This window comes from Tardiphaga sp. 813_E8_N1_3, from assembly GCF_051811025.1.
Taxonomy (GTDB): Bacteria; Pseudomonadota; Alphaproteobacteria; order Rhizobiales; family Xanthobacteraceae; genus Tardiphaga.
The window spans coordinates 2997396-3023078 of record NZ_JBPWQE010000001.1 but is presented as its reverse complement, the minus strand read 5'-3'; the positions used below and the strand labels follow the sequence as shown (position 1 = coordinate 3023078).

At 61.3% G+C, this 25683-nt stretch carries 25 protein-coding genes and 2 tRNA genes; 16 read left to right on the top strand and 11 right to left on the bottom strand.

The features are described from left to right. The first annotated feature begins 55 nt into the window (after positions 1-55). Positions 56-865, top strand: a complete 810-nt coding sequence (locus AB8A33_RS14485; RefSeq protein WP_439093379.1) for an FTR1 family iron permease — start codon at positions 56-58, stop codon at positions 863-865. A 160-nt stretch (positions 866-1025) separates the two neighbouring features. On the opposite strand, the gene AB8A33_RS14480 is transcribed toward AB8A33_RS14485, so the two are convergent. The 3 genes from AB8A33_RS14480 to AB8A33_RS14470 all read right to left on the bottom strand — a co-directional run bounded on the left by AB8A33_RS14480 (position 1026) and on the right by AB8A33_RS14470 (position 3879). Continuing rightward, positions 1026-2306 (bottom strand): O-acetylhomoserine aminocarboxypropyltransferase, encoded by a 1281-nt coding sequence (locus AB8A33_RS14480; RefSeq protein ID WP_315841828.1) that lies wholly within the window; start codon positions 2304-2306, stop codon positions 1026-1028. Positions 2307-2455: 149 nt separating this feature from the next. Beyond that, positions 2456-3052 (bottom strand): CoA-binding protein, encoded by a 597-nt coding sequence (locus tag AB8A33_RS14475; protein ID WP_439093378.1) that lies wholly within the window; start codon positions 3050-3052, stop codon positions 2456-2458. A gap of 5 nt (positions 3053-3057) precedes the next feature. Then, positions 3058-3879, bottom strand: coding sequence for an enoyl-CoA hydratase (locus tag AB8A33_RS14470; protein ID WP_439093377.1), 822 nt, complete (start codon positions 3877-3879; stop codon positions 3058-3060). A 76-nt stretch (positions 3880-3955) separates the two neighbouring features. Here AB8A33_RS14470 and AB8A33_RS14465 point away from each other — a divergent pair, with 76 nt between their 5' ends. From AB8A33_RS14465 to AB8A33_RS14440, 6 genes are all read left to right on the top strand, one after another. Further along, positions 3956-4387: a PaaI family thioesterase gene (locus tag AB8A33_RS14465; protein ID WP_093758792.1), complete on the top strand. Its 432-nt coding sequence runs from the start codon at positions 3956-3958 to the stop codon at positions 4385-4387. 151 nt (positions 4388-4538) lie between these two features. Beyond that, the gene (gene rplM / locus AB8A33_RS14460; protein WP_068730918.1) at positions 4539-5003 is read left to right on the top strand and encodes a 50S ribosomal protein L13; all 465 of its coding nucleotides are present in this window, start codon (positions 4539-4541) and stop codon (positions 5001-5003) included. Beyond that, positions 5003-5479, top strand: coding sequence for a 30S ribosomal protein S9 (gene rpsI, locus AB8A33_RS14455; protein WP_068730917.1), 477 nt, complete (start codon positions 5003-5005; stop codon positions 5477-5479). Before rplM ends, rpsI begins: the two co-directional genes overlap by 1 nt. Positions 5480-5725: 246 nt before the next feature. Beyond that, positions 5726-6976, top strand: coding sequence for a diguanylate cyclase (locus AB8A33_RS14450; protein WP_439093376.1), 1251 nt, complete (start codon positions 5726-5728; stop codon positions 6974-6976). A gap of 185 nt (positions 6977-7161) precedes the next feature. Continuing rightward, positions 7162-7359: a hypothetical protein gene (locus AB8A33_RS14445; RefSeq protein WP_439093375.1), complete on the top strand. Its 198-nt coding sequence runs from the start codon at positions 7162-7164 to the stop codon at positions 7357-7359. A gap of 78 nt (positions 7360-7437) precedes the next feature. Continuing rightward, the gene (locus AB8A33_RS14440; protein ID WP_092142187.1) at positions 7438-7734 is read left to right on the top strand and encodes an antibiotic biosynthesis monooxygenase family protein; all 297 of its coding nucleotides are present in this window, start codon (positions 7438-7440) and stop codon (positions 7732-7734) included. A gap of 76 nt (positions 7735-7810) precedes the next feature. Here the strand turns inward: AB8A33_RS14440 and AB8A33_RS14435 are convergent, their stop codons facing one another. Continuing rightward, complete coding sequence (locus AB8A33_RS14435) at positions 7811-8950, bottom strand: AI-2E family transporter (RefSeq protein WP_439093374.1); 1140 nt, start codon at positions 8948-8950, stop codon at positions 7811-7813. Between the two features lie 122 nt (positions 8951-9072). Here AB8A33_RS14435 and AB8A33_RS14430 point away from each other — a divergent pair, with 122 nt between their 5' ends. Further along, positions 9073-9759 carry a hypothetical protein gene (locus AB8A33_RS14430; RefSeq protein ID WP_439093373.1) on the top strand — a complete coding sequence of 229 codons (687 nt, stop codon included), beginning with the start codon at positions 9073-9075 and terminating at the stop codon, positions 9757-9759. 76 nt (positions 9760-9835) lie between these two features. On the opposite strand, the gene glnA is transcribed toward AB8A33_RS14430, so the two are convergent. Further along, the gene (gene glnA, locus AB8A33_RS14425) at positions 9836-11245 is read right to left on the bottom strand and encodes a type I glutamate--ammonia ligase (RefSeq protein ID WP_439093372.1); all 1410 of its coding nucleotides are present in this window, start codon (positions 11243-11245) and stop codon (positions 9836-9838) included. A gap of 187 nt (positions 11246-11432) precedes the next feature. Then, a complete protein-coding gene (locus AB8A33_RS14420) occupies positions 11433-11771 on the bottom strand; it encodes a P-II family nitrogen regulator (protein ID WP_068730910.1) in 339 nt (112 codons plus the stop codon). A 428-nt stretch (positions 11772-12199) separates the two neighbouring features. Between AB8A33_RS14420 and AB8A33_RS14415 the strand changes: the two genes are divergently transcribed. Then, entirely contained in the window at positions 12200-13696 is a 1497-nt protein-coding gene (locus tag AB8A33_RS14415; RefSeq protein ID WP_439095940.1) for an NAD(P)H-hydrate dehydratase, read from the top strand. Between the two features lie 6 nt (positions 13697-13702). Here AB8A33_RS14415 and AB8A33_RS14410 read toward each other — a convergent pair whose 3' ends face one another. After that, positions 13703-15019, bottom strand: coding sequence for a multicopper oxidase family protein (locus tag AB8A33_RS14410; protein ID WP_439093371.1), 1317 nt, complete (start codon positions 15017-15019; stop codon positions 13703-13705). 150 nt (positions 15020-15169) lie between these two features. Between AB8A33_RS14410 and AB8A33_RS14405 the strand changes: the two genes are divergently transcribed. The 7 genes from AB8A33_RS14405 to AB8A33_RS14375 all read left to right on the top strand — a co-directional run bounded on the left by AB8A33_RS14405 (position 15170) and on the right by AB8A33_RS14375 (position 22826). Then, positions 15170-15254: transfer RNA gene (locus AB8A33_RS14405), tRNA-Leu, on the top strand. 161 nt (positions 15255-15415) lie between these two features. Further along, on the top strand, positions 15416-16768 hold the full coding sequence (gene tig, locus AB8A33_RS14400) for a trigger factor (protein ID WP_093758783.1): 1353 nt from the start codon (positions 15416-15418) through the stop codon (positions 16766-16768). A gap of 313 nt (positions 16769-17081) precedes the next feature. Further along, positions 17082-17717 (top strand): ATP-dependent Clp protease proteolytic subunit, encoded by a 636-nt coding sequence (locus tag AB8A33_RS14395; protein WP_089264576.1) that lies wholly within the window; start codon positions 17082-17084, stop codon positions 17715-17717. A 443-nt stretch (positions 17718-18160) separates the two neighbouring features. Next, entirely contained in the window at positions 18161-19435 is a 1275-nt protein-coding gene (gene clpX, locus AB8A33_RS14390; RefSeq protein ID WP_439093370.1) for an ATP-dependent Clp protease ATP-binding subunit ClpX, read from the top strand. 307 nt (positions 19436-19742) lie between these two features. Beyond that, a complete protein-coding gene (gene lon, locus AB8A33_RS14385; RefSeq protein ID WP_439093369.1) occupies positions 19743-22169 on the top strand; it encodes an endopeptidase La in 2427 nt (808 codons plus the stop codon). A gap of 99 nt (positions 22170-22268) precedes the next feature. After that, on the top strand, positions 22269-22685 hold the full coding sequence (locus tag AB8A33_RS14380) for a GFA family protein (protein ID WP_439093368.1): 417 nt from the start codon (positions 22269-22271) through the stop codon (positions 22683-22685). A gap of 64 nt (positions 22686-22749) precedes the next feature. Next, a tRNA-Val gene (locus AB8A33_RS14375) sits at positions 22750-22826 on the top strand. A 60-nt stretch (positions 22827-22886) separates the two neighbouring features. On the opposite strand, the gene AB8A33_RS14370 is transcribed toward AB8A33_RS14375, so the two are convergent. The 4 genes from AB8A33_RS14370 to AB8A33_RS14355 all read right to left on the bottom strand — a co-directional run bounded on the left by AB8A33_RS14370 (position 22887) and on the right by AB8A33_RS14355 (position 25617). Continuing rightward, positions 22887-23669 carry an outer membrane protein gene (locus AB8A33_RS14370; RefSeq protein WP_439093367.1) on the bottom strand — a complete coding sequence of 261 codons (783 nt, stop codon included), beginning with the start codon at positions 23667-23669 and terminating at the stop codon, positions 22887-22889. Between the two features lie 331 nt (positions 23670-24000). Then, the gene (locus AB8A33_RS14365; protein ID WP_439093366.1) at positions 24001-24186 is read right to left on the bottom strand and encodes a hypothetical protein; all 186 of its coding nucleotides are present in this window, start codon (positions 24184-24186) and stop codon (positions 24001-24003) included. After that, positions 24186-24800 carry an acyl-homoserine-lactone synthase gene (locus AB8A33_RS14360; RefSeq protein ID WP_439093365.1) on the bottom strand — a complete coding sequence of 205 codons (615 nt, stop codon included), beginning with the start codon at positions 24798-24800 and terminating at the stop codon, positions 24186-24188. The genes AB8A33_RS14365 and AB8A33_RS14360 overlap by 1 nt, the downstream gene beginning before the upstream one ends. Before the next feature lie 82 nt (positions 24801-24882). Then, positions 24883-25617, bottom strand: coding sequence for a helix-turn-helix transcriptional regulator (locus AB8A33_RS14355; RefSeq protein ID WP_439093364.1), 735 nt, complete (start codon positions 25615-25617; stop codon positions 24883-24885). Positions 25618-25683 lie beyond the last annotated feature (66 nt).

Sequence of the window (25683 nt, the reverse complement as noted above, 5' to 3'; positions counted from 1 at the left end):
TTCGCTCATGCGCGCCGCGCAATAGATAGGGCGCACCGCCACACGGGATTGGGTCATGTCGTCCGTATTCATTCAGGCTGCCGTCATTCTGCTGCGCGAGGGTCTCGAGGCCATGCTCGTGATCGCGGCACTGGCCGGCTATCTCAGGAAATCCGGCGGCGGCCATCGCGTGACCGCACTCTATCTGGGCGCGCTGGCGGCAATTCTCGCCAGCCTAGTCGCCGCCTGGGCCTTTGCGGTGTTCAATTCCGGCGACCACAGCGATGTCTTCGAGGGCATCGTCATCCTGTTTGCTGCGGGCCTGATGCTCTATGTCAGCGGCTGGCTGATGGTGAAGCAGGATCCGCGTGGCTGGCAGGATTATCTGGCGGCGAAGGCGGATCATGCGCTCGCGCAGGATACGGGTCTGGCCGTCGCGATGCTGGCATTTCTCGCGGTGTTTCGTGAGGGCGCCGAGACGGTGCTGTTCATCAACACGCTCGCGACCACCGAAGGTGGCTGGAGCGTCGGACTGTTCGGCGGTCTGGCGGCGGCGACGGCCGGACTGGTCGTGCTGTTTTACTTCATCAACATGATTGCCCAGCGCATCCCGCTGCGGCCGCTGTTCATCATCACCTCAGCCTTCCTGTTCGTAATGGGCATCAAGTTCATCGGCGAGGCGATCCAGGAATTCCAGGAACAGGCGATGATCCCTGTGACCGACGCGCCGGGCTCGGCGTTCCTCACGGCGATCGGTTTCAATCCGACGCTGGAAGCGCTGTCGATCCAGCTGCTGGTGGTGCTGTTCGCGCTGGCGACCTATTCGGTGTTCCAGCGCAATGCACGTTTGATCCGCGAAGCGAAGGCGATGCGCGGTCAGGCCTAGCGCTTCTTAACTTCGCCCCGCTTGCGGGGAGAGGTCGGATTAGGAGCGAAGCGAGTAATCCGGGTGAGGGGGAGCCAGCGAGTGAAACACTGGCTCCCCCTCACCCGACACGGACTGCGTCCGCGCCACCCTGTCCCCGCAAGCGGGGCGAGGGAAGAACTTACGCGTTCAGCGCCTGTTCGAGATCCGCGATCAGATCTTCCTTGTCCTCGATGCCGACAGACAGCCTGACAACGTCGGGCCCGGCGCCGGAGCGCGTCTTGGCTTCGTCGTCGAGCTGGCTGTGGGTGGTCGAAGCCGGGTGGATCACCAGCGAACGGGTGTCGCCGACATTGGCGAGATGCGAGAATAGTTTCAGGTTCGACACCAGGCTGACGCCGGCGTCGTAGCCGCCCTTCAGGCTGAAGGTGAACACGGCGCCCGCGCCCTTCGGCGCATATTTGCGGGCGAGGGTGTGATAGCGGTTATCCGACAATCCCGAATAATTCACCGCCGCCACTTTCGGATGGGCCGACAGCCATTCGGCGACCGCCTTGGCATTGTCGCTGTGGCGCTGCATGCGCAGCGGCAGCGTTTCGATGCCGGTCTGGATCAGGAACGCGTTGAACGGCGACAACGCCGGGCCGAGATCGCGCAGGCCGAGTACGCGGCAGGCGATGGCGAACGCGAAGTTGCCGAAGGTCTCCTGCAGCTTGATGCCATGATATTCCGGGCGCGGCTCGGACAGCACCGGATATTTGTTGCCTTTCGACCAGTCGAAGGTGCCCGCGTCCACGATGATGCCGCCGAGCGAATTGCCGTGGCCGCCGAGAAACTTGGTCAGCGAATGCACGACGATGTCGGCGCCGTGGTCGATCGGCTTGATCAAATAGGGGGTCGCCAGCGTGTTATCGACGATCAACGGTACGCCGGCCTTGCGGGCAACGGCAGCAACCGCCTCGATGTCGGTGATCGAGCCGGCAGGATTGGCGATCGACTCGATGAAGATTGCCTTGGTCTTGTCAGTCACCGCGCGCTCGAACGAGGGGACGTCATCGGGATCGGCCCACACCACGTTCCAGCCAAAGCTCTTGAAGGCGTGGCTGAACTGGTTGATCGAACCGCCATAGAGTTTGCGCGAGGCGATGAATTCGTCGCCCGGCTGCAGCAGCTGCTGAAACACCACAAGCTGCGCGGCATGGCCGGATGCGACGGCGAGGGCGGCCGTGCCGCCTTCCAGTGCTGCGACACGCTCTTCCAGTACAGCCGTGGTTGGATTGGTGATGCGCGTATAGATGTTGCCGAAGGATTGCAGGCCGAACAGCGAGGCGGCGTGATCCGCGTCGTTGAACACGAACGAAGTGGTCTGATAGATCGGCGTCGCGCGTGCGCCGGTGGTCGGGTCGGGCTGCGCGCCGGCATGGACGGCGAGGGTGGCGAAGCCTGGAATACGATCGTTCATCATCACTCCCTATGGAATAGTCGGTTTGTTGGCGCCAACCTGATCGGGCGCGGCGCTGCCGTCAAGGCGAGGCGGCATTTTGCCGTGACTTCGCAACACTCGTGCTGCGCTGTGTCATTTCAAAGGAAATAAAATCGCGAAACGCACCGTCAGGCGGTGTCGTTCTTGTCCTTGTTATTTTGCTGCGCAACGCGATCGGCCGCAGCGGTGCTGCCGCCGCCAAGGCTGCTGCGATTGAGCGACAGTCGCATGCCTTGTGTGGGGATTGGTGCGCGCTTGGAGCTGAGCGTGCGCGAATTGACACCCATCCACTGGATCTCCGACGACAGCCGGCCATATTCGATCTTGGGGCAGCGGTTCATCACCACCTTGATGCTAGCGGCCTCAAGCTTGGCGGCGGCCTCATCATGGCGCACGCCGAGCTGCATCCAGACCACCTTGGGCAGCGGATTGAGCGTCAGCGCGAGTTCGACGATCGGCATGACATGCTCGGCGCTGCGAAAGATATCGATCATGTCGATCGGACGATCGATCTCCTGCAGCGAGGCGACGAATGGCTTGCCCAGCAGGCTCTTGCCGACCTGGCCCGGATTGATCGGGATCATGTCGTAGCCGCGTTCGGCCAGATACTTGAACACGAAATAGCTCGGCCGCACGTTTTGCGGGGAAGCGCCGACCATCGCGACGGTTTTGACGGTGTTGAGGATCTCGCGGATATAGGCGTCGTTATAGCTGTCGTGGTTCATTTCAATTACCGGTCTTCCCACTTCGGCTCGCGCTTTGCGATGAACGCGCCGATGCCTTCTTCGGCGTCGCGGGCCATCATGTTCTCGGTCATCACCTCAGCGGCGAAGCGATAGGCCTCCGCGAGGCTCATCTCGGCCTGGCGATAGAAAGCTTCCTTGCCGATCTTCACTGTATGCGCCGACTTGCGCGCAATTTGCTCTGCCAGCGCGATCGCCGCATCGCGTTCGGTGCCGGCAGGTACCACGCGGTTGACCAGGCCGATCTCGCGCGCGCGTTCAGCGGAGACAGGCTCGCCGGTCAGCAGCATCTCCATTGCCTGCTTGCGCGGCACGTTGCGCGACAGCGCCACCATGGGTGTCGAGCAGAACAGGCCGATATCGACGCCGGGCGTCGCGAATTTTGCCTGTTCGGAGGCAATGGCGAGATCGCAGCTCGCGACGAGTTGGCAGCCCGCGGCAGTGGCGACGCCTTGCACCGCTGCGATCACCGGCTTCGGCAGCCGCACGATGGCCTGCATCATGGCGCTGCAGATCGTCATCATATGCGCGAAGTAAGCGCGGCCGCGATCGGTGTCTGTACGTCGCGCGGTGAGTTCTTTCAGGTCATGTCCGGCCGAGAAGACCGGGCCGTTGGCGGCGATCACCACGGCGCGCACGGTTTTATCGCCGGCCATGTCATCGAGGGCGGCGTGCAATTCGCCGATCAGTCCTTCGGAGAGACTGTTGCGGGCAGCCGGACGATTCAGCGTCAACACGCCGATGCTGCCGACCGTTTCACGCAGAAGAATGGATGGCCGCGCTGTTTCCGCGCGTGCTGGTTGAACCATGACTTGAGATTCCATCGCTGGGCAGGACCGTCACCATATTGTAACAGGACGGCACAAGCGAGAGCAGGGTGGAGACATGACGACTGCGAAAATGAGCGTGGCTGAACTCGAGGCGTTTCTGAAGCGCGAGTTCCCGCAGGCCTTTGGCGCCGGCGATATCGCGATTGAAAGCGCTGATGGTACCACTTGCCTGCTGCGCCAGACCTATGGCGAACGCATGCTGCGGCCGGGTGGCACGGTATCGGGTCCGACACTGATGGCCCTGGCCGATTTTGCCATGTACGTCGTGCTGCTGTCGGCGATCGGTCCTGTGGGCCTTGCGGTGACCACCAGCCTGAACATCAATTTCCTGCGCAAGGGCTTGCCGGGGCAGGATGTACTGGCAGCCGCCAAGCTGCTGAAACTCGGAAAACGCCTCGCGGTGGGTGAAGTGACCCTGTTATCAGGCACTTCGGCCGATCCGATCGCCCATGTGACCTCGACCTATTCCATTCCGAACGTTGGGTAATTACTAAGGTATTATAGAACCGTAATTATAACGCGATGATTTAATTGATGAATTCTGTCATATTTGGCATTGACGGAATCCGGTCGCTTATTTAGAAACGCCCTCAGTTCGGCGGATCACCGCCGATATCCCCTTTTCATGGATATTCACAATGAAGACGTTTTCGGCAAAGCCCGCCGAGATCACGAAGAAGTGGATCGTCATCGACGCCACTGGTCTCGTGGTGGGCCGGCTGGCCACGCTGGTCGCAATGCGGCTGCGCGGCAAGCATCTCCCGACCTATACCCCGCATGTTGATTGCGGAGACCATGTCATCATCGTCAACGCGGACAAGGTGGTTTTCACCGGCCGCAAGCGTGAAGACAAGGTTTACTATCACCACACCGGCTTCATCGGCGGCATCAAGGAACGTACTGCGAAGTCGATCCTCGAAGGTCGTTTCCCGGAGCGCGTTGTCGAGAAGGCTGTTGAGCGCATGATCCCGCGCGGCCCGCTCGGTCGCGTCCAGTTCGGCAATCTGCGTGTTTATGCCGGTGCAGAGCACCCGCACGAGGCCCAGCAACCAGAAGCATTCGACGTTGGTGCGTTGAACCGCAAGAACAAGAGGGCCGCATAATGTCGGATACCATGCAGTCTCTCGACCAGCTGTCGTCGCTGAAGGTGTCGGCTCCTGATGCGCCGAAGTATGTGAAGAAGATCGACAAGCAGGGCCGCGCCTATGCGACCGGCAAGCGTAAGGACGCTGTCGCTCGTGTCTGGATCAAGCCGGGCGCCGGCAAGGTCGTGGTCAACACCCGTGAAGTCGAAGTGTACTTCGCTCGTCCGGTGCTGCGCATGCTCATCCAGCAGCCGCTGGTCGCTGCAGCCCGCGCTGGCCAGTACGACGTGATCTGCACCGTTGCCGGTGGCGGTCTGTCGGGCCAGGCCGGTGCCGTGCGTCACGGCATCTCCAAGGCTCTGACCTGCTTCGAACCGGATCTGCGCGGCGTCCTCAAGAAGGGCGGATTCCTGACCCGCGACTCGCGTGTCGTCGAGCGCAAGAAGTACGGCAAGGCGAAAGCCCGCAAGTCCTTCCAGTTCTCGAAGCGCTAATTTCTGCTTCGATAAAATTTGCTGCAAATGCGGTGAATACAATTTTGAAAAGGGCGCCTTCGGGCGCCCTTTTTGCGTTCTGGTCCACGATCGGAATGCTGACAGATTGACGCAGTTTTTCGTGAAAACTTGTGCAGGCGTGCAAACGGATTTCCAATCGGTACACTCGTATGTTCGATGATGGCGAAGAGGCCAGTCCGAATCATGATGGTTCGGAAATCTCGCAACAATTGCCGGTGCTCAAATATGTCGCTCGATTCTTCCACGCTCTATCTGGTGGCAACCCTGGTTGCGGCGATGTTGGGCGGGATGCTGCTGTTCTTCGGACGACAGGAAAAGATCGCGGCCCTCAACTGGTGGGGGCTGGCTTACCTGCTCGGCGCCGTATCGGTCGCATTGTGGACACTTGCCGCGTCGCTCCTGGGTGACGTGCTGTCTTTGGCATTCAATGCCGTGGGCTTCGTGGCCTGCGGCATGGTGTGGAACGCTGCGCGCGTGTTCCATGGCCGCAGCCCGAGCTGGGCCGGCCTGTTTCTCGGCGCCATCGCCTGGATCGCTGTCATCTTCACCCTGCCGGCTGAGGCGGCGTCGCTGCGCATGACCATCGGCGCGGGCATCGTGGCGCTCTATGCCATGTTGACGGCCCATGAATTGTGGAACGAGCGTCGCAAGGCGGTGCAAAGGCGCTGGCCGACCATCCTGGTGCCGATGCTGCATGGTTTCGTCCTGATGCTGCCGATCCTGCTCGGCGACCTGCTGCATGGCGATCACAGCAATTTCGGCAACAGCATCTGGGTCACGGCCTTTGCCGTCGAACTCGTGCTCTATGCGGTCGGCACGGTGTTCCTGATCTTCATGCTGGTGTCCGAGCGCGCGGTCACCGCGCACAAGGTCGCGGCATCCTGCGATCCGCTCACCGGTCTGTTTAACCGCCGTGGCTTCTCCGAGGCTACGGCGCGGATGATCGAGCGCGAGGCGAAAGCCGGGCGGCCGGTCACAGTCATGATTTTCGACATCGATCACTTCAAGTCGATCAATGATCGCTTCGGCCATCCCGCCGGCGATGAGGTGCTGAAGCTGTTTGCCACGGTCATCACGCATACGCTGCGGATCACCGATCTCTCTGGCCGCATCGGCGGCGAGGAATTTGCGGCGATGTTGCCCTGCAGCCTGGACGAGGCAATGCAGGCGGCCGAGCGCGTGCGCGAGGCGTTTGCGACCTGCGGCATCCAGGTAGACGAGGCGCCGGTCGCGACCACCGTCAGTATCGGCGTCGCCGGCGGACCGGCCGGCACTGAACTCGACGTCCTGCTCGCTGCGGCCGACACTGCGCTTTACCAGGCCAAGCGCAGCGGCCGTAATCGTGTGCAGGCGGCGGAAGAAGAACCGCTGTCGCTGGAACAGGGGCGTCGTGCTGCGGCGATCGGGCAAGCGGCGCAGGCCAAGCCCGCGGTGGTACGTGCAGCCGTTACGATGACGGCAAACGGCGTGCGCTAAAGTCTGATGCATCAGACTTTGGCTCTTTCTGTCGTTTGAACATGATCTCTCGACAAACGAACTCGTTTGTCGGCGAAAACCGGCATCCACTTTTCGGGATCATGCTCTAAAGGATCCGTTTACCATTCGATCCCTACTGTCATCGCATGATGACCTTGCCCGACTCGACCTCCGACACTGCTTTGATGTCCCTTGAAGCGGCCGCTGCCTCGGCCCGTGCCGGCTTTGCCTGCATGTTTTCGAGCTCGGACGAATACGAGACCGCGCTGATTACCGAACGTCGTGCGCAGGGGCGCTACGGCGTGCAGCACAGCAAGCTGCCGGTCATCGCTTTCATCGGCTGCTGCGTCATGGTCGTCGGCACGGTTCTGCTGTTCGCCTGATCACTTTTCGGCGGCTCCTTCACCGAACCCCGACTTTGCGGTAAAGACACCGACCGCAAAACAAAGGGTCGGGAAACCATGATCACTGAAATCGCACAGATCGACGTCAAGCCGGGCACCGAGAAGGATTTCGAGGCGGCCGTCGCCAAGGCCAAGCCGCTGTTCCTCCGCGCCAAGGGCGGCAAGGGTTTTGAGCTGCACAAGTCGGTCGAGATGCCGTCGCGCTACCGTCTCGTCGCCAAGTGGGAAACCCTCGAAAACCACACCGTCGATTTCCGCGGCTCGCCCGATTTCGCCGAATGGCGCGCGCTGGTGGGCCCGTATTTCGAAACGCCGCCTTATGTCGAGCACACCGAGACCGTGCTGACCACCTGAGTTCGATCAGTAGTAAGGCGGATTAGCCAACGGGTCGCGCGAAGCGCGCCCGATGAGAAACTCCGCATAATCCGCCTTACGCCGCTATCGCCTTATCCTGTGCGGAGGCTTCGTCCTCTTCACGCATGAAGTCGATGACGACCTTTACGATCGCCAGCACCGGCAATGCCAGTGCGAGGCCCCAGACGCCGAACACCACGCCGAGCAGGATCTGGAACGCGAACAGCGTGGCCGGCGGAATATCCAGCGCCTGCCGCTGCAGGATCGGTGTCAGGATGTAGCTCTCCAGCGCATGCACGCCCATGAACAGCGCAAAGGCTGACGCAGCGGCGACCCAGCCCGAGGCGAGGCTGGCGAGCACGACGATCAACCCGCCGAGCAGGGCGCCGACGGTGGGAATGAAGGCGAGCAGGCCGGCCTGAACGCCGAGAATGAAGGCGCTAGGAATCCCGATCAGCTTCAGTCCGATCCAGGTAATGGCGCCGACCACCACCATGGTGAGCATCTGCGCGATCAGCCAGCGCTGCAGCGTGTCGCTGATGCGATCGACGATGACCGTCATCGGCCCGCGATGTTTCCGCGGCGTCAGGTGCAAGAGCCCCTTGCGGTAGACGCTGGGCTGCGCGGCAAACGTTAGTCCCAAGAACAGCACGATGAAGAAGTTGCCGACCGCACCGACGGTGCCGAGCAGGATTTTCAGTGTCTGGCTGACAATGGCGCCACCTGATGATGCGATGGTGCCAGCGCTTGGCAGGCCGCCGCTGGACTTCGGCGTTGAGGTGGCGGGCGACGTGCCGGGCTCCGCGGGCGGATCCGACGTGATGCTGTTGAAATCGAAATAGCTGGTGTCGACGCCGTGCTGCTCAAGATAGGTCTTTACGTTGACGACCTGCGACTTGAGGGTGCCGGACAGCGTCTTGGCCTGATTGGCGATGGTCGATCCGCCCAGATACATCACGCCCACCAGCATCGCGGCGAGCACGATGCAGATCATTGCGAGCCGCATGGGATGCGGGCCGCCCATGAAGCGCCCGAATAATTCCGTCAGCGCATTGAGCGCTACGCCAAGCAGGACCCCTGCGAAGATCAGGAATAGCGTTCCCGAGAAGTACCAAGCGAAGCCTATGAGGATCGCGAAGGACACCGTGGCGATGCCGCCCGCCGTGATCGCCCAGGCAAGGTCACTACGCGTCTGGACATTGGCTTCTGCGGGCACGGTGGATCCTTCGCATTGATTGGACTTTCACTGTTCCGTCAATTGCAACGGGGATCAAGACATATCGCCGCTTTGACGTCTCCGTCGCGATCGTGCATGGCCGATGGGGGAGGCCAATAATAATGGACATGCTGAAATGGGTCGGTCCGCTCGGACTGCTCACTGCCCTGGTGATCGGCGATCAGATCCGGATCAACCGACCCGCGCACAAATATCGGCTGACCATGGAGGTCGAGACGCCGGACGGCGTGAAGGCGGCCTCGAACGTCGTCTCCGTGCATCCCTATCGGGGCTATCAACCTGCCGGCAAGGTGACGTCACGGGGCGATGCCGTGATCGTCGATCTCGGCGGCGGCAGGAACCTTGCCGCGCTGATGTTGCATGACGACAAGGGCAGTGCCGATTTCGACGGTGCCAATTTCGTGGCGATGCGGGCCTATCAGGCGGCCGGACGCAAGATCGCGTTCCGCGACGTCAGCAGCCAGACCGGCGCTGTTCCGGTCACCGGCGAATTGATGCCGGTGCTGGCCAGTTTCTCCGATCCCAGGGATGCCTCGACCATGCGCAGGATGCAGCCCGACGACCTGTCGGCACTAGGCACTGGCACGCGCCTGCGCAGCATCACGGTCGAGGCGGTGCCGAATGGTCTGTGGCCGATCGATTTCGGCGGGCGTCTCGGCGAACCCATCACGCGCGGTGTCACCGCGAAGCTGCCGTGGGCGGCCAGCGAAGGGGAGGCAGCCAGGGCGCTTGCGGCGATCGGCTTCCCGAACGCGCCTGAACCGGCGATGGCTCTCGCCCGGAAATAGGCGCCAGGAGAGGCGCAACAAAAAAGGCGCCCCGTTGCCGGAGCGCCTCGATCGTTTCGCTGTAATCCCTACGGAATTACAGCGAGTAGTACATGTCGAATTCGATCGGGTGCGGCGTCATTTCGTAACGCATCACTTCGGTCATCTTCAGTTCGATATAGCTGTCGATGAAGTCGTCATCGAACACGCCGCCGTTCTTGAGGAAGCCGCGATCCTTGTCGAGGTTCTCGAGGGCTTCGCGGAGCGAACCGCACACCGTCGGGATCGACTTCAGCTCTTCCTTCGGCAGATCGTAGAGGTCCTTGTCCATGGCCGGACCCGGATCGATCTTGTTCTTGATGCCGTCGAGACCGGCCATCAGCATCGCGGCGAAAGCGAGATACGGATTGGCCATCGGATCCGGGAAGCGGACTTCGACGCGCTTGGCCTTCGGGTTGGTGGTGTAGGGGATGCGGCAGGAGGCCGAGCGGTTGCGCGCGGAGTAGGCGAGCAGCACCGGGGCTTCGTAGCCGGGGACCAGACGCTTGTAGGAGTTGGTCGACGGATTGGTGAAGGCGTTGATCGCCTTAGCGTGCTTGATGATGCCGCCGATGTAGTGGAGGCAGGTCTCGGAGAGATCGGCGTATTTGTTGCCGGCGAAGGTCGGCTTGCCGTCCTTCCAGATCGACTGGTGCACATGCATGCCCGAGCCGTTGTCGCCGAAGACCGGCTTCGGCATGAAGGTGGCGGTCTTGCCGTAGATGTGTGCGACCTGATGGATGCAATACTTATAAATCTGCATCTGGTCAGCCATATAGGTCAGCGTGTCGAACTTCATACCGAGTTCGTGCTGGGCGGACGCCACTTCGTGGTGATGCTTCTCGACCTTGACGCCCATGCGCGCCATCGCGCCGAGCATTTCCGAGCGCATGTCCTGCACCGAGTCCTGCGGCGGGACGGGGAAGTAACCGCCCTTGGTGCGGATGCGGTGGCCGAGATTGCCGCCTTCATATTCGGTGCCGGAGTTGGTCGGCAATTCGGACGAGTCGAGCTTGAAGCCTGTGTTGTACGGGTCGCTCGAGAAGCGGACGTCGTCGAACACGAAGAATTCGGCTTCCGGACCGACGAACACGGTGTCGCCGATGCCCATGGACTTGACCATGGCTTCGGCCTTCTTGGCGATGCCGCGCGGGTCGCGGTTATAGGGCTCGCCGGTGGAGGGCTCGAGAATGTCGCAGGTGATGACCATGGTGGTCTCTGCGAAGAACGGATCGATCGTCGCCGTTGCCGGATCCAGCATCAGCATCATGTCGGACTCGTTGATCGCCTTCCAGCCGGCGATCGAGGAACCGTCGAACATGGTGCCTTCGGCAAACATTTCTTCATCGACCATCGAGACGTCGAAGGTCACGTGCTGCCACTTGCCGCGGGGATCGGTGAAACGCAGGTCGACGTACTTGACGTCATTGTCCTTGATGGACTGCAGGACTTCTTTGGCGGTCGTCATGGGGCTCCCTACCTTTTTTGCGGGCCGATTTCCGGGACGTAACAATCTGTCGTGACGATCAGGTCACAACGGCATGTTTTCAACAAGACAAACCGTCAACAACAGAAGGCTGCCGAAGCAGCCTTTTTGGTGACGCCTTGAAGCGTTGAATGTCGGATAGCACCCGGCTTGGAGAGCGTCCAGTCCGTCAGATCGCGTCGAGTCCAGACTCGCCGGTACGGATGCGCACGGCTTCCTCGATGTTCGACACAAAGATCTTGCCGTCACCAATGCGGCCGGTTTGTGCGGCGCGGCGGATGGCATCGATCGCCTTTTCGACGAGGTCGTCGCCAATCACGATCTCGATCTTCACCTTGGGTAGAAAGTCGACGATGTATTCAGCGCCGCGATAAAGTTCGGCGTGGCCCTTCTGACGGCCGAAGCCCTTGGCTTCCGTGACGGTGATGCCTTGCAACCCGACTTCCTGAAGAGCCTCTTTCACCTCGTCCAGCTTGAAGGGCTTGATGATGGCTTCGATCTTTTTCACTGAACGTCTCCCCGGCACTTCCAATCAGGCCGTACGTAGCTTTGACCATTGCGCGTTTTGCGCACACTGTTCGATACCCAATTTCGGGCGTTATTGCGCTGCCGCCACGCCGCACCGACGAAATCTCGCCCGATGCGGTAGACGGTCGGCCACCCCTGTCTCTTAAACAGGTGTCTTTCAACATTTGCCGGTGAGCGCGACGGACCCGAAGCTGGCTTCCCTAAAAGCAGGGTCCGTGCCAAGTTCGCTCCTCGGCTATTTTTGAAGCATTATCAGGTTATTACATCGCACCTGACGAGGTTCGCATCAAGAGTATTCGACTACTTTTGCCTACATAGTGATCAAAGTGATCGTGTGATGTGCAGTTTTACTCTGCTGCGTTCGCGTGTGACGCGAGTGCCTTCCAAAAAGGCGTAGTGAGAAGCGAGATGAATATTCTAACGACCGACGAGATGGCACGCGCCGATCAACTCACGATTGCGGCGGGCACACCAGGCTTCAAACTCATGCGCGCCGCCGGACGGGCGGTTGCTGACGTGGCGGGCGAGATGGCTGAGGAAGGTCCGATCCTGATCGTGGCCGGGCGCGGTAACAATGGTGGCGATGGCTTTGTGGCGGCGGCCGAGCTTGCGGCGCAGGGGCGGGATGTTGCGGTGATCCTGCTGTGCGACCGGGCGACGCTGAAGGGCGACGCGGCATTGGCTGCCAAGGGATGGAAAGGCGAGGTGCTGCCCTGCGATCCCTCGCTGATCGGGCAGCCGGCTTTGATCATCGATGCGTTGTTCGGCGCCGGGCTCAATCGTCCCATCAAGGGCGACCCGCTGATCATGATTGACGCCATCAACGCGGCCGGCGTGCCCGTGCTGGCTGTCGATCTGCCGAGCGGGATCAACGGCGATTCAGGGGCCGTGATGGGCGGCGCTATCAGGGCGACCGAGACCGTGACGTTCTTCAGGCCCAAGCCGGGCCATCTGCTGGTGCCGGGCCGGGTGCATTGTGGCCGGCTGCGGGTGATCGACATCGGCATCGACGAGGATGTGCTGGCGGAAATCCGCCCGCAGACCTTCGAGAACAATCCGGACCTGTGGGCCGACGCGTTTCCGGTGCCGAAAATCAACAGCCACAAATTCTCGCGCGGCCATGCCGTGATTGTCTCCGGCGACATCGCCGCCACCGGCGCTGCCCGGCTGTCCGCCCGCGCCGCGTTGCGAGGCGGGGCAGGCCTGGTGACCGTGGCGTCGCCGCGCGATGCGCTGGCCGTCAATGCCGCCGCGCTGACTGCGGTGATGGTGCGGCCGGTGGATACGGCGGCGGAGTTCGCCGCACTGATCGGCGGCAAGGTGTCGGCCTGCGTGATTGGGCCGGGCGCCGGTGTGGGCGAACGGACGCGCATGTTCGTGGAGTCCATCCTAACCACGAAGCGACACGCGGTGCTCGATGCCGATGCGCTGACCAGCTTCGCCGATGCGCCCGAACGGCTCTTCGGCCTGATCAAGGGGAAGCCGGATGCGGGTGTCGTGCTGACACCGCATGAGGGTGAATTTTCGCGAATATTCAGTAAGATGGATGGGGAACATCCAGCATTATCTAAGCTGGAACGAGTTCGTCTGGCGGCGCAAGAGTCTGGCGCTATCGTGCTGTTGAAGGGACCGGATACGGTCGTGGCATCGCCTGATGGCCGAGCGGCCATCGCTGCCAACGCGCCGCCCTGGCTGGCCACGGCGGGCTCCGGCGATGTGCTGGCCGGCATTATCGGCGCGCTGCTGGCGCAAGGCGTTCCGGCCTATGAGGCCGCCTGCATCGGCGTCTGGATGCATGGCGAGGCAGGCAGCGAGGCCGGCCCCGGGCTGATCGCCGAGGATCTGACCGAGGTGCTGCCGGCGGTGTTCCGCCGGCTCTATGACCAGCTCGGTATCCAATACTGAGAAGGCCTAGTCGACGCCGTACCAGCGGACCTGCCGCGGGGCGGCCCAGTCGGCGACGAAGGCCTCCATCAGCCAGCGACCGACATTGTTGGCAGCAAAGGCGATGCGCTGGGTCTGACCGGCGTCGAGCGCCAGGGTGTCGAGCCAGAACGGCTTCCAGCCGTCATCGAGCCTGTCGAGCAGGCGGACGTGATGGCCGTGGATCTGGAACACCATCGGGCTGGTGGCCCGGTTGGTCAGCGCAAGCACCACAGTACGGCCGGGCTTGGTCCGGAATGCTGGCGGCGTGCTGCCGGACAGATCGATCGGTTTCACCCATTCGGGACTGACGGCGCTCAGGGCCATATCGACGCGCAGCGCGCCCTTGAGATCGAGCTGAGCTGGCAAGCCGTTGGAGGGCAGCGGCGCGGCGGCCGGCAGGGGCGTGGCCCGTAGCGGCGGATCGTTGGACATTTTGATCTGGCCGATCGGCCGGGCGGTCTTGCCGTCATGGAGCAGGATCGCCGAGGTCGATCCCGCCGGCTTGACGGCGTCGAGGAAGACGTCGACCCGGGTTCCGGGTGCCAGCACCACCTGATTGTTACGGGCTGGGAATGGCTCCGAGGGCTGACCGTCGATGGCCATCACACGGACCTCGTGATCGTCAAATTTCAGAGCAACCACATTGCGTTGGCAGCCATTGATAAGACGGAGTCTGAGCCGTTCGTTGATCCGGGCCGACAGATCTAGCGTGGATTTCCGGTTGATCAGGAACAACGCGGCGGCGTCTTTCGGATCATTGGCGGGGGCGAGCAGACTGCCGTCCGGCCTGAGGCGGAAGTCCTCGATCAGCAGCACCTCGTCGCGGTCCACCTCGACCGGATCGCTCTCCTGGACGACCAGGCTGCGAACCTGGGACGGCAGCGCCCGACCGTCGCCGAGCAGGCGCATGTCCAGATACGACGTTCCGGCGCTGCGCATCTGCAGCTTGAACGCGTCCTTGGCCCCGGCCGCGACCGGCTTGCGGTCGAGCAGCGGCCCGATCCCGGACGGGCCGCTAATGCCTCGGCAGTTCAAGGCGATAGGGACCGGCAGCTGATTGGCGAGTTGAACTGTGATCTCGTCGCCGCGGTTGTAACGCAGCGGACCCTGCTGGGCCGAATGGAGCGTCCAGGCCTCAGCGGAGGCGCCGGGCTTCACCGGGAAGGGATCAGCCTTGGCCTGTAGTTCCAGCGCGGCGACGGCTTGCGCGAGGCTGACCCGGGGCAGAATCGGGGCGATCAGCGCGCTCCCGGCGCCTGCAAGCAGGGTCCGGCGCGTGAGGGGGAGGAAGCGGTTCGTCATGCCCAAATCCCGACCATTTTGCCGCGCCAAAGTCCAGTTGCCGGGGCTGCGGCAAGTAAGCCGCTATGTGACCATTTTTTTGCTGCGAACCACGGTCCCCATGTTATAAGCCCGCCGCTCGCGACATCGCGGCCGGACATGATGTTTTTCGCGGGCGTGGCGGAATTGGTAGACGCGCTGGATTTAGGTTCCAGTGACGAAAGTTGTGGGGGTTCGAGTCCCTCCGCCCGCACCAAGCGCACATAGCGTTTGACCATGACGATTTTCGGACATGTTTCCGCAAGGTTGGCCTTGCAGAGACGGTTCGCACCACCGGCGCAGGCTCTGGCCTGATGCCGCACAGATTTACAATGTCCGGGCCATTGGGCCGGACCAAGCGGGAAGAAGATTGACGCCATGCAGGTGAATGAAACCCTCTCCGAGGGATTGAAGCGCGAGTTCTCGGTCAACGTGCCGGCTGCCGACATCGAAGCCAAGGTCGATGCGCGCCTCGATGACATGAAGGGCAAGGTCAAGCTCAACGGCTTCCGCCCGGGCAAAGTTCCCGTCGGTCACCTGAAGCGTCTCTATGGTCGCTCGGTTGCCGCCGAGACCGTCGATGAGTTGATCCGCGACACCAACACGCAGATCTTCACGGAGCGTGGCTTCAAGCTCGCCTCCGAGCCGAAGATCACGATGCCGACCGAGCAGAAGGAAGTCGAAGACATCCTGTCGGGCAAGTCGGACCTCAATTACACCGTCGCGATCGAAGTCGTGCCGCCGATCGCGCTCGCCGACTTCAAGAGCTTCACCGTCGAGAAGCCGGTGGCCGAAGTGACCGATGCGGACGTCGATGAAGCCATCAAGCGCGTCGCCGACCAGAACCGTTCCTTCACCGAGAAGACCGGCAAGGCCGAGTCAGGCGACCGCGTTACGGTCAACTTCAAGGGCACCATCGACGGCGTCGCCTTTGAGGGCGGCACCGGCGAGGAGATCCCGGTTGCGATCGGCTCCAACACCTTCATCCCGGGCTTCGAGGACCAGCTGATCGGCATCGCCGCCGGCGAGACCCGCACCCTCAAGGTGTCGTTCCCGGTCAACTATGCGAGCGAGACGCTGGCCGGTAAGGCCGCCGAGTTCGAGACCACCGCGGCCAAGGTGGAATCGCCGGTCGACACCGTGATCGACGACGAGTTCGCCAAGACCCTCGGCCTCGAGTCCCTCGACAAGCTGAAGGAAGCCGCACGCGAGCGTCTGGTTGCCGAATTCGCCGGTGCGACCCGCCAGCGCGTCAAGCGCCTGCTGCTCGACCGTCTCGACGAGACCCACAAGTTCGATGCGCCTCCGTCGCTGGTCGACGAAGAGTTCAAGCTGATGTGGAATTCGATCCAGCAGGAGATGGCATCGTCGGGCAAGACCTTCGCCGACGAGGACACCACCGAAGAAGCCGCTCAGGAAGAGTATCGCAAGATCGCCGATCGCCGCGTGCGCCTCGGTCTCGTGCTCTCGGAGATCGGCGAGAAGAACAAGATCACCGTCAGCGATGACGAGGTCAGCCGTGCCGTGATCGAGCGCGCCCGTTCGATGCCGGGCCGCGAGAAGGAAGTGTGGGACTTTTACCGCAGCAATCCCAACGCGCTGGCCCAGCTCCGTGCACCGATCTACGAGGACAAGGTCGTCGACTTCATCCTCGAACTGGCCAATGTGACCGAGAAGAAGGTGTCCAAGGACGACCTCTACAAGGACGAGGACGAGAAGACTGCGGCCTGAGCCGCTTCTTCTTATTAGAAGACGTTAAAAGAAACGCCGGCCGGGTCCTCCAGCCGGCGTTTTGACGTTAAGGATACCGCCCGAAACAGGTTCCAAAAGGGCTCCAGCGCTTTGCGGTGGCCGTCCGAATCGGCTTGAACTGAGGTTCAGGGCGGCATGTGGACCGGTGGTCTTGTTGCCGCTCGATTGGTCCATATCTGTGGGCTCTGTTTGTTGTTCCTGCATCACGGGACACTCGTCCTCTCCCGGCAAACCGTAACCGGTTCCAGTCTTGCCGATGGACGTGTGTCTCCTCCAACCTTTCGGGTGATCAATGCGCGATCCGGTAGAAACCTACATGAACCTCGTCCCGATGGTGGTCGAACAGACCAACCGCGGTGAACGGGCTTACGATATCTTTTCGCGCCTTCTTAAGGAGCGCATCATCTTCGTGACCGGTCCGGTCGAAGATGGCATGTCGACGCTGACCGTTGCCCAGCTTCTGTTTCTCGAAGCCGAGAATCCGAAGAAGGAAATCTCGATGTACATCAACTCGCCCGGTGGCGTGGTGACGTCGGGTCTGGCGATCTACGACACGATGCAGTTCATCCGTCCGCCGGTGTCGACGCTGTGCGTCGGTCAGGCCGCGTCGATGGGCTCGCTGTTGCTGACGGCTGGCGCCAAGGACATGCGCTTCGCGCTGCCGAACGCCCGCATCATGGTTCATCAGCCGTCAGGTGGCTTCCAGGGCCAGGCCACCGACATCCTGATTCATGCCAAGGAAGTCGAGAGCCTGAAGCGCCGGCTCAACGAGATCTATGTGAAGCACACGGGACGTGCTTACGAGGACATTCACAACGCGCTCGAGCGCGATAACTTCATGACGGCGGATCAGGCGAAGGATTTCGGGCTGATCGACAAGGTCATCGACAAGCGCGCTGAAGAATCGACCCCGGCGAAGCCGGCCTAAACGACGCCGTTTCGGCGAACATATCGAGACCGAGACAGACGGCGCCCGCGCGCCGCCTGTCCCAAGCCAGCTATCGATCAAGTTATTCCCGAATTGGTACTATGTGCCGACGCCAGCAGACGCGAGAGTTCCGCTTTCGTGCTGGTCGGGTGGTGTCATTCACGCAACGTTCCCCAATTTTCGGGGTTCTCCCGCGCAAATGCCGCAAATCACGCTATTGTCACGCTCCAGGCGATGGAGCCGATTAGCGAATTCTTGATCATCGGCTGTCAGCATGGTTCGCTGATGCGGATCGGTTAGTATCGCGGGGATTCGAGTGAGCCGTGATTCGAGCGGCATTCTGGAACGAGGTCTTTTTTGGTACGGATTTTGCTCTATCTACGGGATATGTCCCGTAACTGGGCGACCGGCAGACAAAGATCGAACGGCGGACGGAGATAGGAATGAGTAAGGTCGGTACCAGCGACTCCAAGAACACGCTGTATTGTTCGTTCTGCGGCAAGAGCCAGCACGAAGTTCGCAAACTGATCGCGGGTCCTACCGTCTTCATCTGCGACGAATGCGTTGAACTCTGCATGGACATCATCCGCGAGGAGAACAAGTCTTCGCTGGTCAAGTCGCGCGACGGCATTCCGACGCCGAAGGAAATCTGCAAGGTGCTCGATGACTACGTCATCGGTCAGTTCCATGCGAAGAAGGTTCTCTCGGTCGCGGTGCATAACCACTACAAGCGCCTCAACCACCAGACCAAACACAACGACGTCGAACTCGCGAAGTCGAACATCCTGCTGATCGGTCCGACCGGTTCGGGCAAGACGCTGCTCGCGCAGACGCTCGCCCGCATTCTGGATGTGCCTTTCACGATGGCCGATGCGACGACGCTGACCGAAGCCGGTTATGTCGGTGAGGACGTCGAGAACATCATCCTGAAGCTGCTGCAGGCTGCCGACTACAATGTCGAGCGTGCGCAGCGCGGCATCGTTTACATCGACGAAATCGACAAGATCTCGCGCAAGTCGGACAATCCGTCGATCACCCGTGACGTGTCGGGTGAGGGCGTGCAGCAGGCACTGCTGAAGATCATGGAAGGCACCGTTGCCTCCGTGCCTCCGCAGGGCGGCCGCAAGCATCCGCAGCAGGAATTCCTGCAGGTGGATACGACGAACATCCTGTTCATCTGCGGCGGTGCGTTCTCTGGCCTCGAGAAGATCATCTCGTCGCGCGGACGGACCACGTCGATCGGCTTCGCAGCGCAGGTTCTGGCACCCGAAGATCGCCGCACCGGTGAAATCTTCCGCCATGTCGAGCCGGAAGATCTTCTGAAGTACGGCCTGATCCCCGAATTCGTCGGCCGTCTGCCAGTGGTCGCGACGCTCGAGGATCTCGACGAGATTTCGTTGAAGAAGATCCTGGTCGAGCCGAAGAACGCGCTGGTCAAGCAGTACCAGCGCCTGTTCGAGATGGAGAACATCGAGCTGACCTTCGCCGACGAGGCGTTGGGCGCGGTGGCCCGCCGGGCTATCGAACGCAAGACCGGTGCACGTGGTCTGCGGTCGATCCTGGAGAGCATCCTGCTCGAAACCATGTTCGATCTGCCCGGTCTGGAAGGTGTCGAGGAAGTCGTCATCTCCAAGGAGGTTGTGGATGGGACGGCTCGCCCGCTCTACATCTACGCCGACCGTTCGGACCGGACCGCCGAGAGCAGCGCAAGCGCCTGATCCACGCGGCTTTCGGGCCCATCGACTTAAGTTCAATAGGCGGCTGCCGGTGATCGGTAGCCGCCTATTTTATTGCTGCTACGCTCTGTAAACCGCCCTTGTTCATGGGTATTTCCGCGACTTGACACCCCCCCGGCCCATAGCCACCTAATGCTCTCGGCGAACACAAAATCTCCCTCAAGATTCGCCATAACGATCCGGACACGTAGAGCCTGAGACGGCCGAGCAAAGACGGAAAATCGGCACCTTGTGCGGTTGCGCCATCGGGCGGACTGCTTGCAAGGGGGCACAGCAAAAGGAATGGGCCATGACTGCCTCCAAACCCCGGCCAACCATTGTTCACGGCGAAAGCCACTCCTATCCGGTGTTGCCGCTGCGCGACATCGTCGTCTTCCCGCACATGATCGTGCCTCTCTTCGTCGGCCGCGAGAAATCAATCCGCGCGCTCGAAGAGGTGATGAAGAACGATGCGCTCATCATGCTCGCCACGCAGAAGAATGCGTCGGATGATGATCCATCGCCGGACTCAATTTACGAGATCGGTACGCTCGCCAGCGTGCTGCAGCTTTTGAAGCTTCCCGACGGCACCGTGAAGGTGCTGGTGGAAGGGCTCGAGCGCGCCAAGGTCGAGAAATATTCCGATCGCACCGAATATTACGAAGCGACTGCAGTCGCGCTGGCCGATACCGAGGCGAAGAGCGTCGAGGCGGAAGCACTGTCGCGTTCGGTGGTCTCGGACTTCGAGAGCTATGTGAAGCTCAACAAGAAGATCTCCGCCGAAGTCGTCGGCGTCGTGCAGGCGATCACTGACTTCGCCAAGCTCGGCGACACCGTCGCATCGCATCTCGCCGTCAAGATCGCGGATCGCCAGGGCATCCTGGAAACGCTGTCCGTCACCGCGCGCCTGGAGAAGGTGCTCGGCCTGATGGAGAGCGAGATCTCGGTGCTGCAGGTCGAGAAGCGCATCCGCTCGCGCGTCAAGCGCCAGATGGAGAAGACCCAGCGTGAGTACTATCTCAACGAGCAGATGAAGGCGATCCAGAAGGAACTCGGCGACGACGAAGGTCGCGACGAGCTGGCCGACATCGAAGAGAAGATCGCCAAGACCAAGCTGTCGAAGGAAGCCCGCGAGAAGGCGCAGCATGAGCTGAAGAAGCTGCGCCAGATGTCGCCGATGTCCGCGGAAGCGACCGTCGTGCGCAACTATCTCGACTGGCTGCTGTCGATTCCGTGGGGCAAGAAGTCCAAGGTCAAGAAGGACCTTGCCGCGGCGCAGGCCGTGCTGGACGACGATCACTACGGGCTCGAGAAGGTCAAGGACCGCATCGTCGAGTACCTCGCGGTGCAGACGCGCGCCAACAAGCTGAGCGGGCCGATCCTGTGCCTCGTCGGACCTCCCGGCGTCGGCAAGACCTCGCTGGGCAAGTCGATCGCCAAGGCTACGGGGCGTGAGTTCGTGCGCGTGTCGCTCGGCGGCGTGCGCGACGAAGCGGAGATCCGTGGACATCGCCGGACCTATATCGGTTCGATGCCCGGCAAGATCATCCAGTCGATGCGCAAGGCGAAGACGACGAATCCGCTCTTCCTGCTGGACGAGATCGACAAGATGGGCGCCGATTTCCGCGGCGATCCGTCGTCGGCTCTGCTTGAGGTCCTCGACCCCGAGCAGAACGGCACCTTTGCCGATCACTATCTGGAGGTCGACTACGATCTGTCGAACGTGATGTTCATCACCACGGCGAACACCCTGAATATTCCGGGGCCGCTGATGGATCGTATGGAGATCATCCGGATCGCCGGCTACACGGAGAACGAGAAGGTCGAGATCGCCCGCAAGCATCTCATTCCGATCGCGCTCTCCAAGCACGGCCTGGATGCCAAGGAATGGTCGATCGACAACGACGCGTTGTTGCTGATGATCCGCCGCTACACCCGCGAAGCGGGCGTGCGTAATCTGGAGCGGGAGCTCTCCACACTGGCCCGCAAGGCCGTGAAGGAGCTGATGCTCTCGAAGAAGAAGGTGGTGAAGGTCACCGAGAAGAATCTCGAAGAGTTTCTGGGCGTGGCGAAGTATCGCTACGGCGAGATCGAGAGCGACGATCAGGTCGGTGTCGTCACCGGTCTGGCATGGACGGATGTCGGTGGTGAGCTGCTCACCATTGAAGGCGTCATGATGCCCGGCAAGGGCCGCATGACCGTCACCGGCAACCTGCGCGACGTGATGAAGGAATCGATCTCGGCGGCGGCGTCCTACGTCCGCTCGCGCGCGATCAACTTCGGGATCGAGCCGCCGCTGTTCGAGCGGCGCGACATCCACGTCCACGTGCCCGAGGGTGCAACGCCGAAGGACGGTCCGTCCGCAGGCGTGGCGATGGCGACGACGATCGTGTCTGTGCTCACGGGCATTCCGATCCGGCACGATGTCGCCATGACCGGCGAAATCACGCTGCGCGGCAGGATCCTGCCGATCGGCGGTCTGAAGGAGAAGTTGTTGGCGGCGGCTCGCGGCGGCATCAAGACGGTGCTGATCCCTGAGGACAATGCCAAGGACCTCACCGAGATCTCCGACGCCATCAAGGGCGGGCTGAACATCATCCCGGTCGCCCGGATGGACGAGGTGATCGCCAACGCCCTGGTAAGGGCGCCGAAGGCGATCGTCTGGGAAGAGGACACCAAGCTGCCGGTGAAGGCCGACGGCGCGGAAGAGGCCGGCAGCGGCCTGACGGCGCACTAAGGCCGGACTTCTCGACAACAATCAGCGGCGCCCTCCGGGGCGCCGCTTTTTTTGTGACATCATCCCGGCACAGATGACGCCATGAGGGAGGAGTGCGACATGCAGATCGACGGCCAATGCCACTGCGGCTTCGTCAGCTATCGCGCGACAATCGATCCGCAGCGGGTGTCGATCTGCCATTGCACGGATTGCCAGACCATGACCGGCTCGGCCTATCGCGTCACCGTGCTGACGCCGGCAGACACGATCGAGATGACGGGCGGTGCACCGAAGATCTATGTCAAGCGTGGCGACAACGGTCTCAACCGGCTGCAGCACTTTTGCGGCGACTGCGGTTCGCCAATGTTCGCCAGTGGCGAGGCGGCTGAGGATAACGAGTGGGGTATTCGCTGGGGCAGTATCCGCCAGCGCGCCGAGCTGCCGCCACGACGTCAGATCTGGTGCCGGTCAGCCTCGCCCTGGATTCATGATCTTGCGGAACTGCCGGCGCGACCGAAGGGATCGAACGATCCGTAGGGCGAGATGATCCACGCAGAACGCCTTGCCGCGGGGAAGTCCCGGCGTTAAAGAGAGGCCGTGAGGGCGGCTAGCTCAGCTGGTTAGAGCATCTCGTTTACACCGAGAGGGTCGGGAGTTCGAATCTCTCGCCGCCTACCATCAAGCCAAATACCCGCAAGGTAGGGCTTTTGAACGATCCGGCACCGGCGGCGATCAGTATTAGTACTTCGCGACCACCGGTCCGTGAAATTTCCAGCTCAGCCGCCCAGTCACTGTCCAGAGGTCCTGCTTGACGGCAACAGAACACGGCTGGCCGAAGCCAGCGCCGCAAGTATATCCCGGTTGAGATTCAAACATGACATCTTTCGTGCCCATCGGCAGATAATCACCCTCGATGCCCAGAATCAGATTGTTGGTCACCGCATATTCGTAACCGGCGCCGACAACGCCGCTCACGCGAGTCTCACTCGCGCTACGCGACGTTGCGCCAATGGGCCTACAATTGCCGGTCGCGGTGGTCCCGTTGCATGTGACGGAATAGTTTTCGTGCACCCAGGCTGCGCCGCCTCTGATGTAGAGCAGGGAGCGGTCCCAGGCATAGCCAGCACGCGCTGTCGCCATGACGATGCTGGAAACATGAGAGTGATCGGTTCGCTGTAGTCCCACACTGGGGATGGCGCTTCCCGTCAGATTTGCCCAATCCCCCGACACTTCCAGGCCGAGTACAGCGCGGCTCCATTGCCAGTTGTAACCGATCTGGCCGCCCGCCAAACCTCCGCTCACATTGAAGCAGCCGTCGTTTTGTTGGATCAAAACCAAGGTCCAGCACGACTGGCCGCCGCCGCCGCCGCCATTCGCGCCGATATAGAAGCCGGACCAGTCATAGGCGGCGGGCACGGCGAGCGGTGCAGCCTTGGTATAGCTGCGGGCCGGCAAGTCCGCGGCCGAGGCCGTTACAGACCCCAACGCCAGCGCGAGGATCGCAGCAGCAAATGTCTTCATGGGGTGATTCCCGAAAATGGATAGGCGGCGAAACAGCGTGAGAGTGTAACCACTGAGTCGAGCAACCGCTGTTGCCGGAGAGATACACTGGCGCTCATTCTGGCTGTTGTCGCCCTTGGCTCACAATGAATCCGCGTTAGCAACGCTGAGCTGGAGTATTTGCCTTGCCTGCCGCCAGTTTCAGTCTGCGCATCGGTCGCAACGCACAGTGTTAGTTGGCGGTGAAGCAAATGGATTTCCGAGATTGAGCCCGGACGCCTATCGCGCGGCGGGAGCTTGTCTCTCTCGCCGGCTGCCATCTCCCGATCCACATCTCTTGCGAGCGTTGCGCCTAGCGCGCCGCCAGTACCTTGGCGAGTTGAACGCCTTCGTTCAACAACGCCATGCGCAGCAGATCATAGGTTGTCTCGGACCCGCATGCGTTTGCCAGCCGCAGGGCTTGCAGCATCGTGGCGATCAGCTCGTCGCTGTCCTTACCGCCCTGAATGACCTGGAACTGATTGGGGGACATCGGCATCAGGCGATCCACCGGGATGTTTGAGGCAGCGCAAAAACACTCTCTTCGATAGCAACACTCTTGCTGACGCGAGCGAAACACTTTTCGCTGACATGAAACAGCACGGCGATGGTCGTCTCGCCATCGATCATGGCTGGCAATCCCAGCGGCTCGATCTCCAGTCCGAAGCCCTGAAGAATAGGGATGCGCAAGGGATTGATGACCGAGGTGAAGCCGGACAGGCCCTCCATCAGGCCATATTCCTGGATTGCGAGCAGCAGTTCGAAATAGTGCCGGCTGCGCCGTTCGGATTTGCGCATGGCAAAGCGCGTCAGCTCCAGTACATCGCGGCGCTGGATCAGCGCGCCATCGACCAGCTGCGCAAAATTCTCGCTGAGCATGTGAGGCAAGACGGTTGGATAGAGGCGAAAGCCGCCGGCGACAGTGCCTGCGTCGTCGGCCGCGACCAGATAGACGGCAGCATCATCGTCATACTGGTCTTTCTCGTGGATGCCATCGACATCAAAGGCGGTCCAGCCGCGCTCTCCGACAAAGACCTCGTGCCGCAGCCGAAACTGCTTGTCCAGGAGATCGCCGAACTGCCCAGCATTACCGCTGTGAATGACCTCGATCATAAAAAGCTCTCCACGCTCGTCTGCGTGGAGAGTTCTCATGATGAGTTTGGTCGCGATATTCCGTGGGCAGGGGATTGACAATTCAGAAAGCGATCAGTCCTTGTGTGATCGCTTCGGCAACGGCCTGCGCGCGCGTATGCGCATTCAACTTGTGCATGGCGGCGGTGACAGTCTTGTTCACCGTATCCTCGGAGATACCGAGAATGACGCTCGTGTCCCAGGCGGTCTTTCCGGCAGCAACCCAGCTGACGACCTCGCGCTCCCTCAAAGTGAGCGCAATCGACTTCGCACGCTGGTGAGAGCGAAGCGTTGCAAAGCGGTTGAACGCATACATGGTGACGAGCTCGATGGCGCCGTGCGCGTCCTCGGTATTTTCGACTTCGTAGCCCGCCAGCGACAGGCCGGCCTGATAGCCGTTCATGCCGTGCACGGGTGCGCAGAGGCCGAACTTCAATCCGTAATCGACGGATGCGATCTCCATGATGGTCCGTGATATCGGACTGACCTCGTCGAGCCGGATGTCGGACCAGGTGAACAGCTCGGGTTGCCGACGGATCCGTGGCGCAACGGGATCGGAGGCATAGAAATTGGACGCGCTATATTGTTCGGCCCATGGCTTGGGCCATACTTTCAGCAACACGCGATCTTCGAACGGTTGGTTGACGCCGGTCGAGGCCAGAAAGCAGATGTGATTGTAGCCGAATGATTTGACCGTAGCGGCCACGATATCGCCAACCGCAGACATGGAGGCGGCATTGGCGATGCTTTCGATGGCCGACAAAGCGGTCTGAAAATGCTTGCCTTTGAATGACCCCATGGCGCGCCTGCATTTCAGCTGAAATGGAGCTATGTTTTTGAGAATTAATTCTTGTTATAATTTATA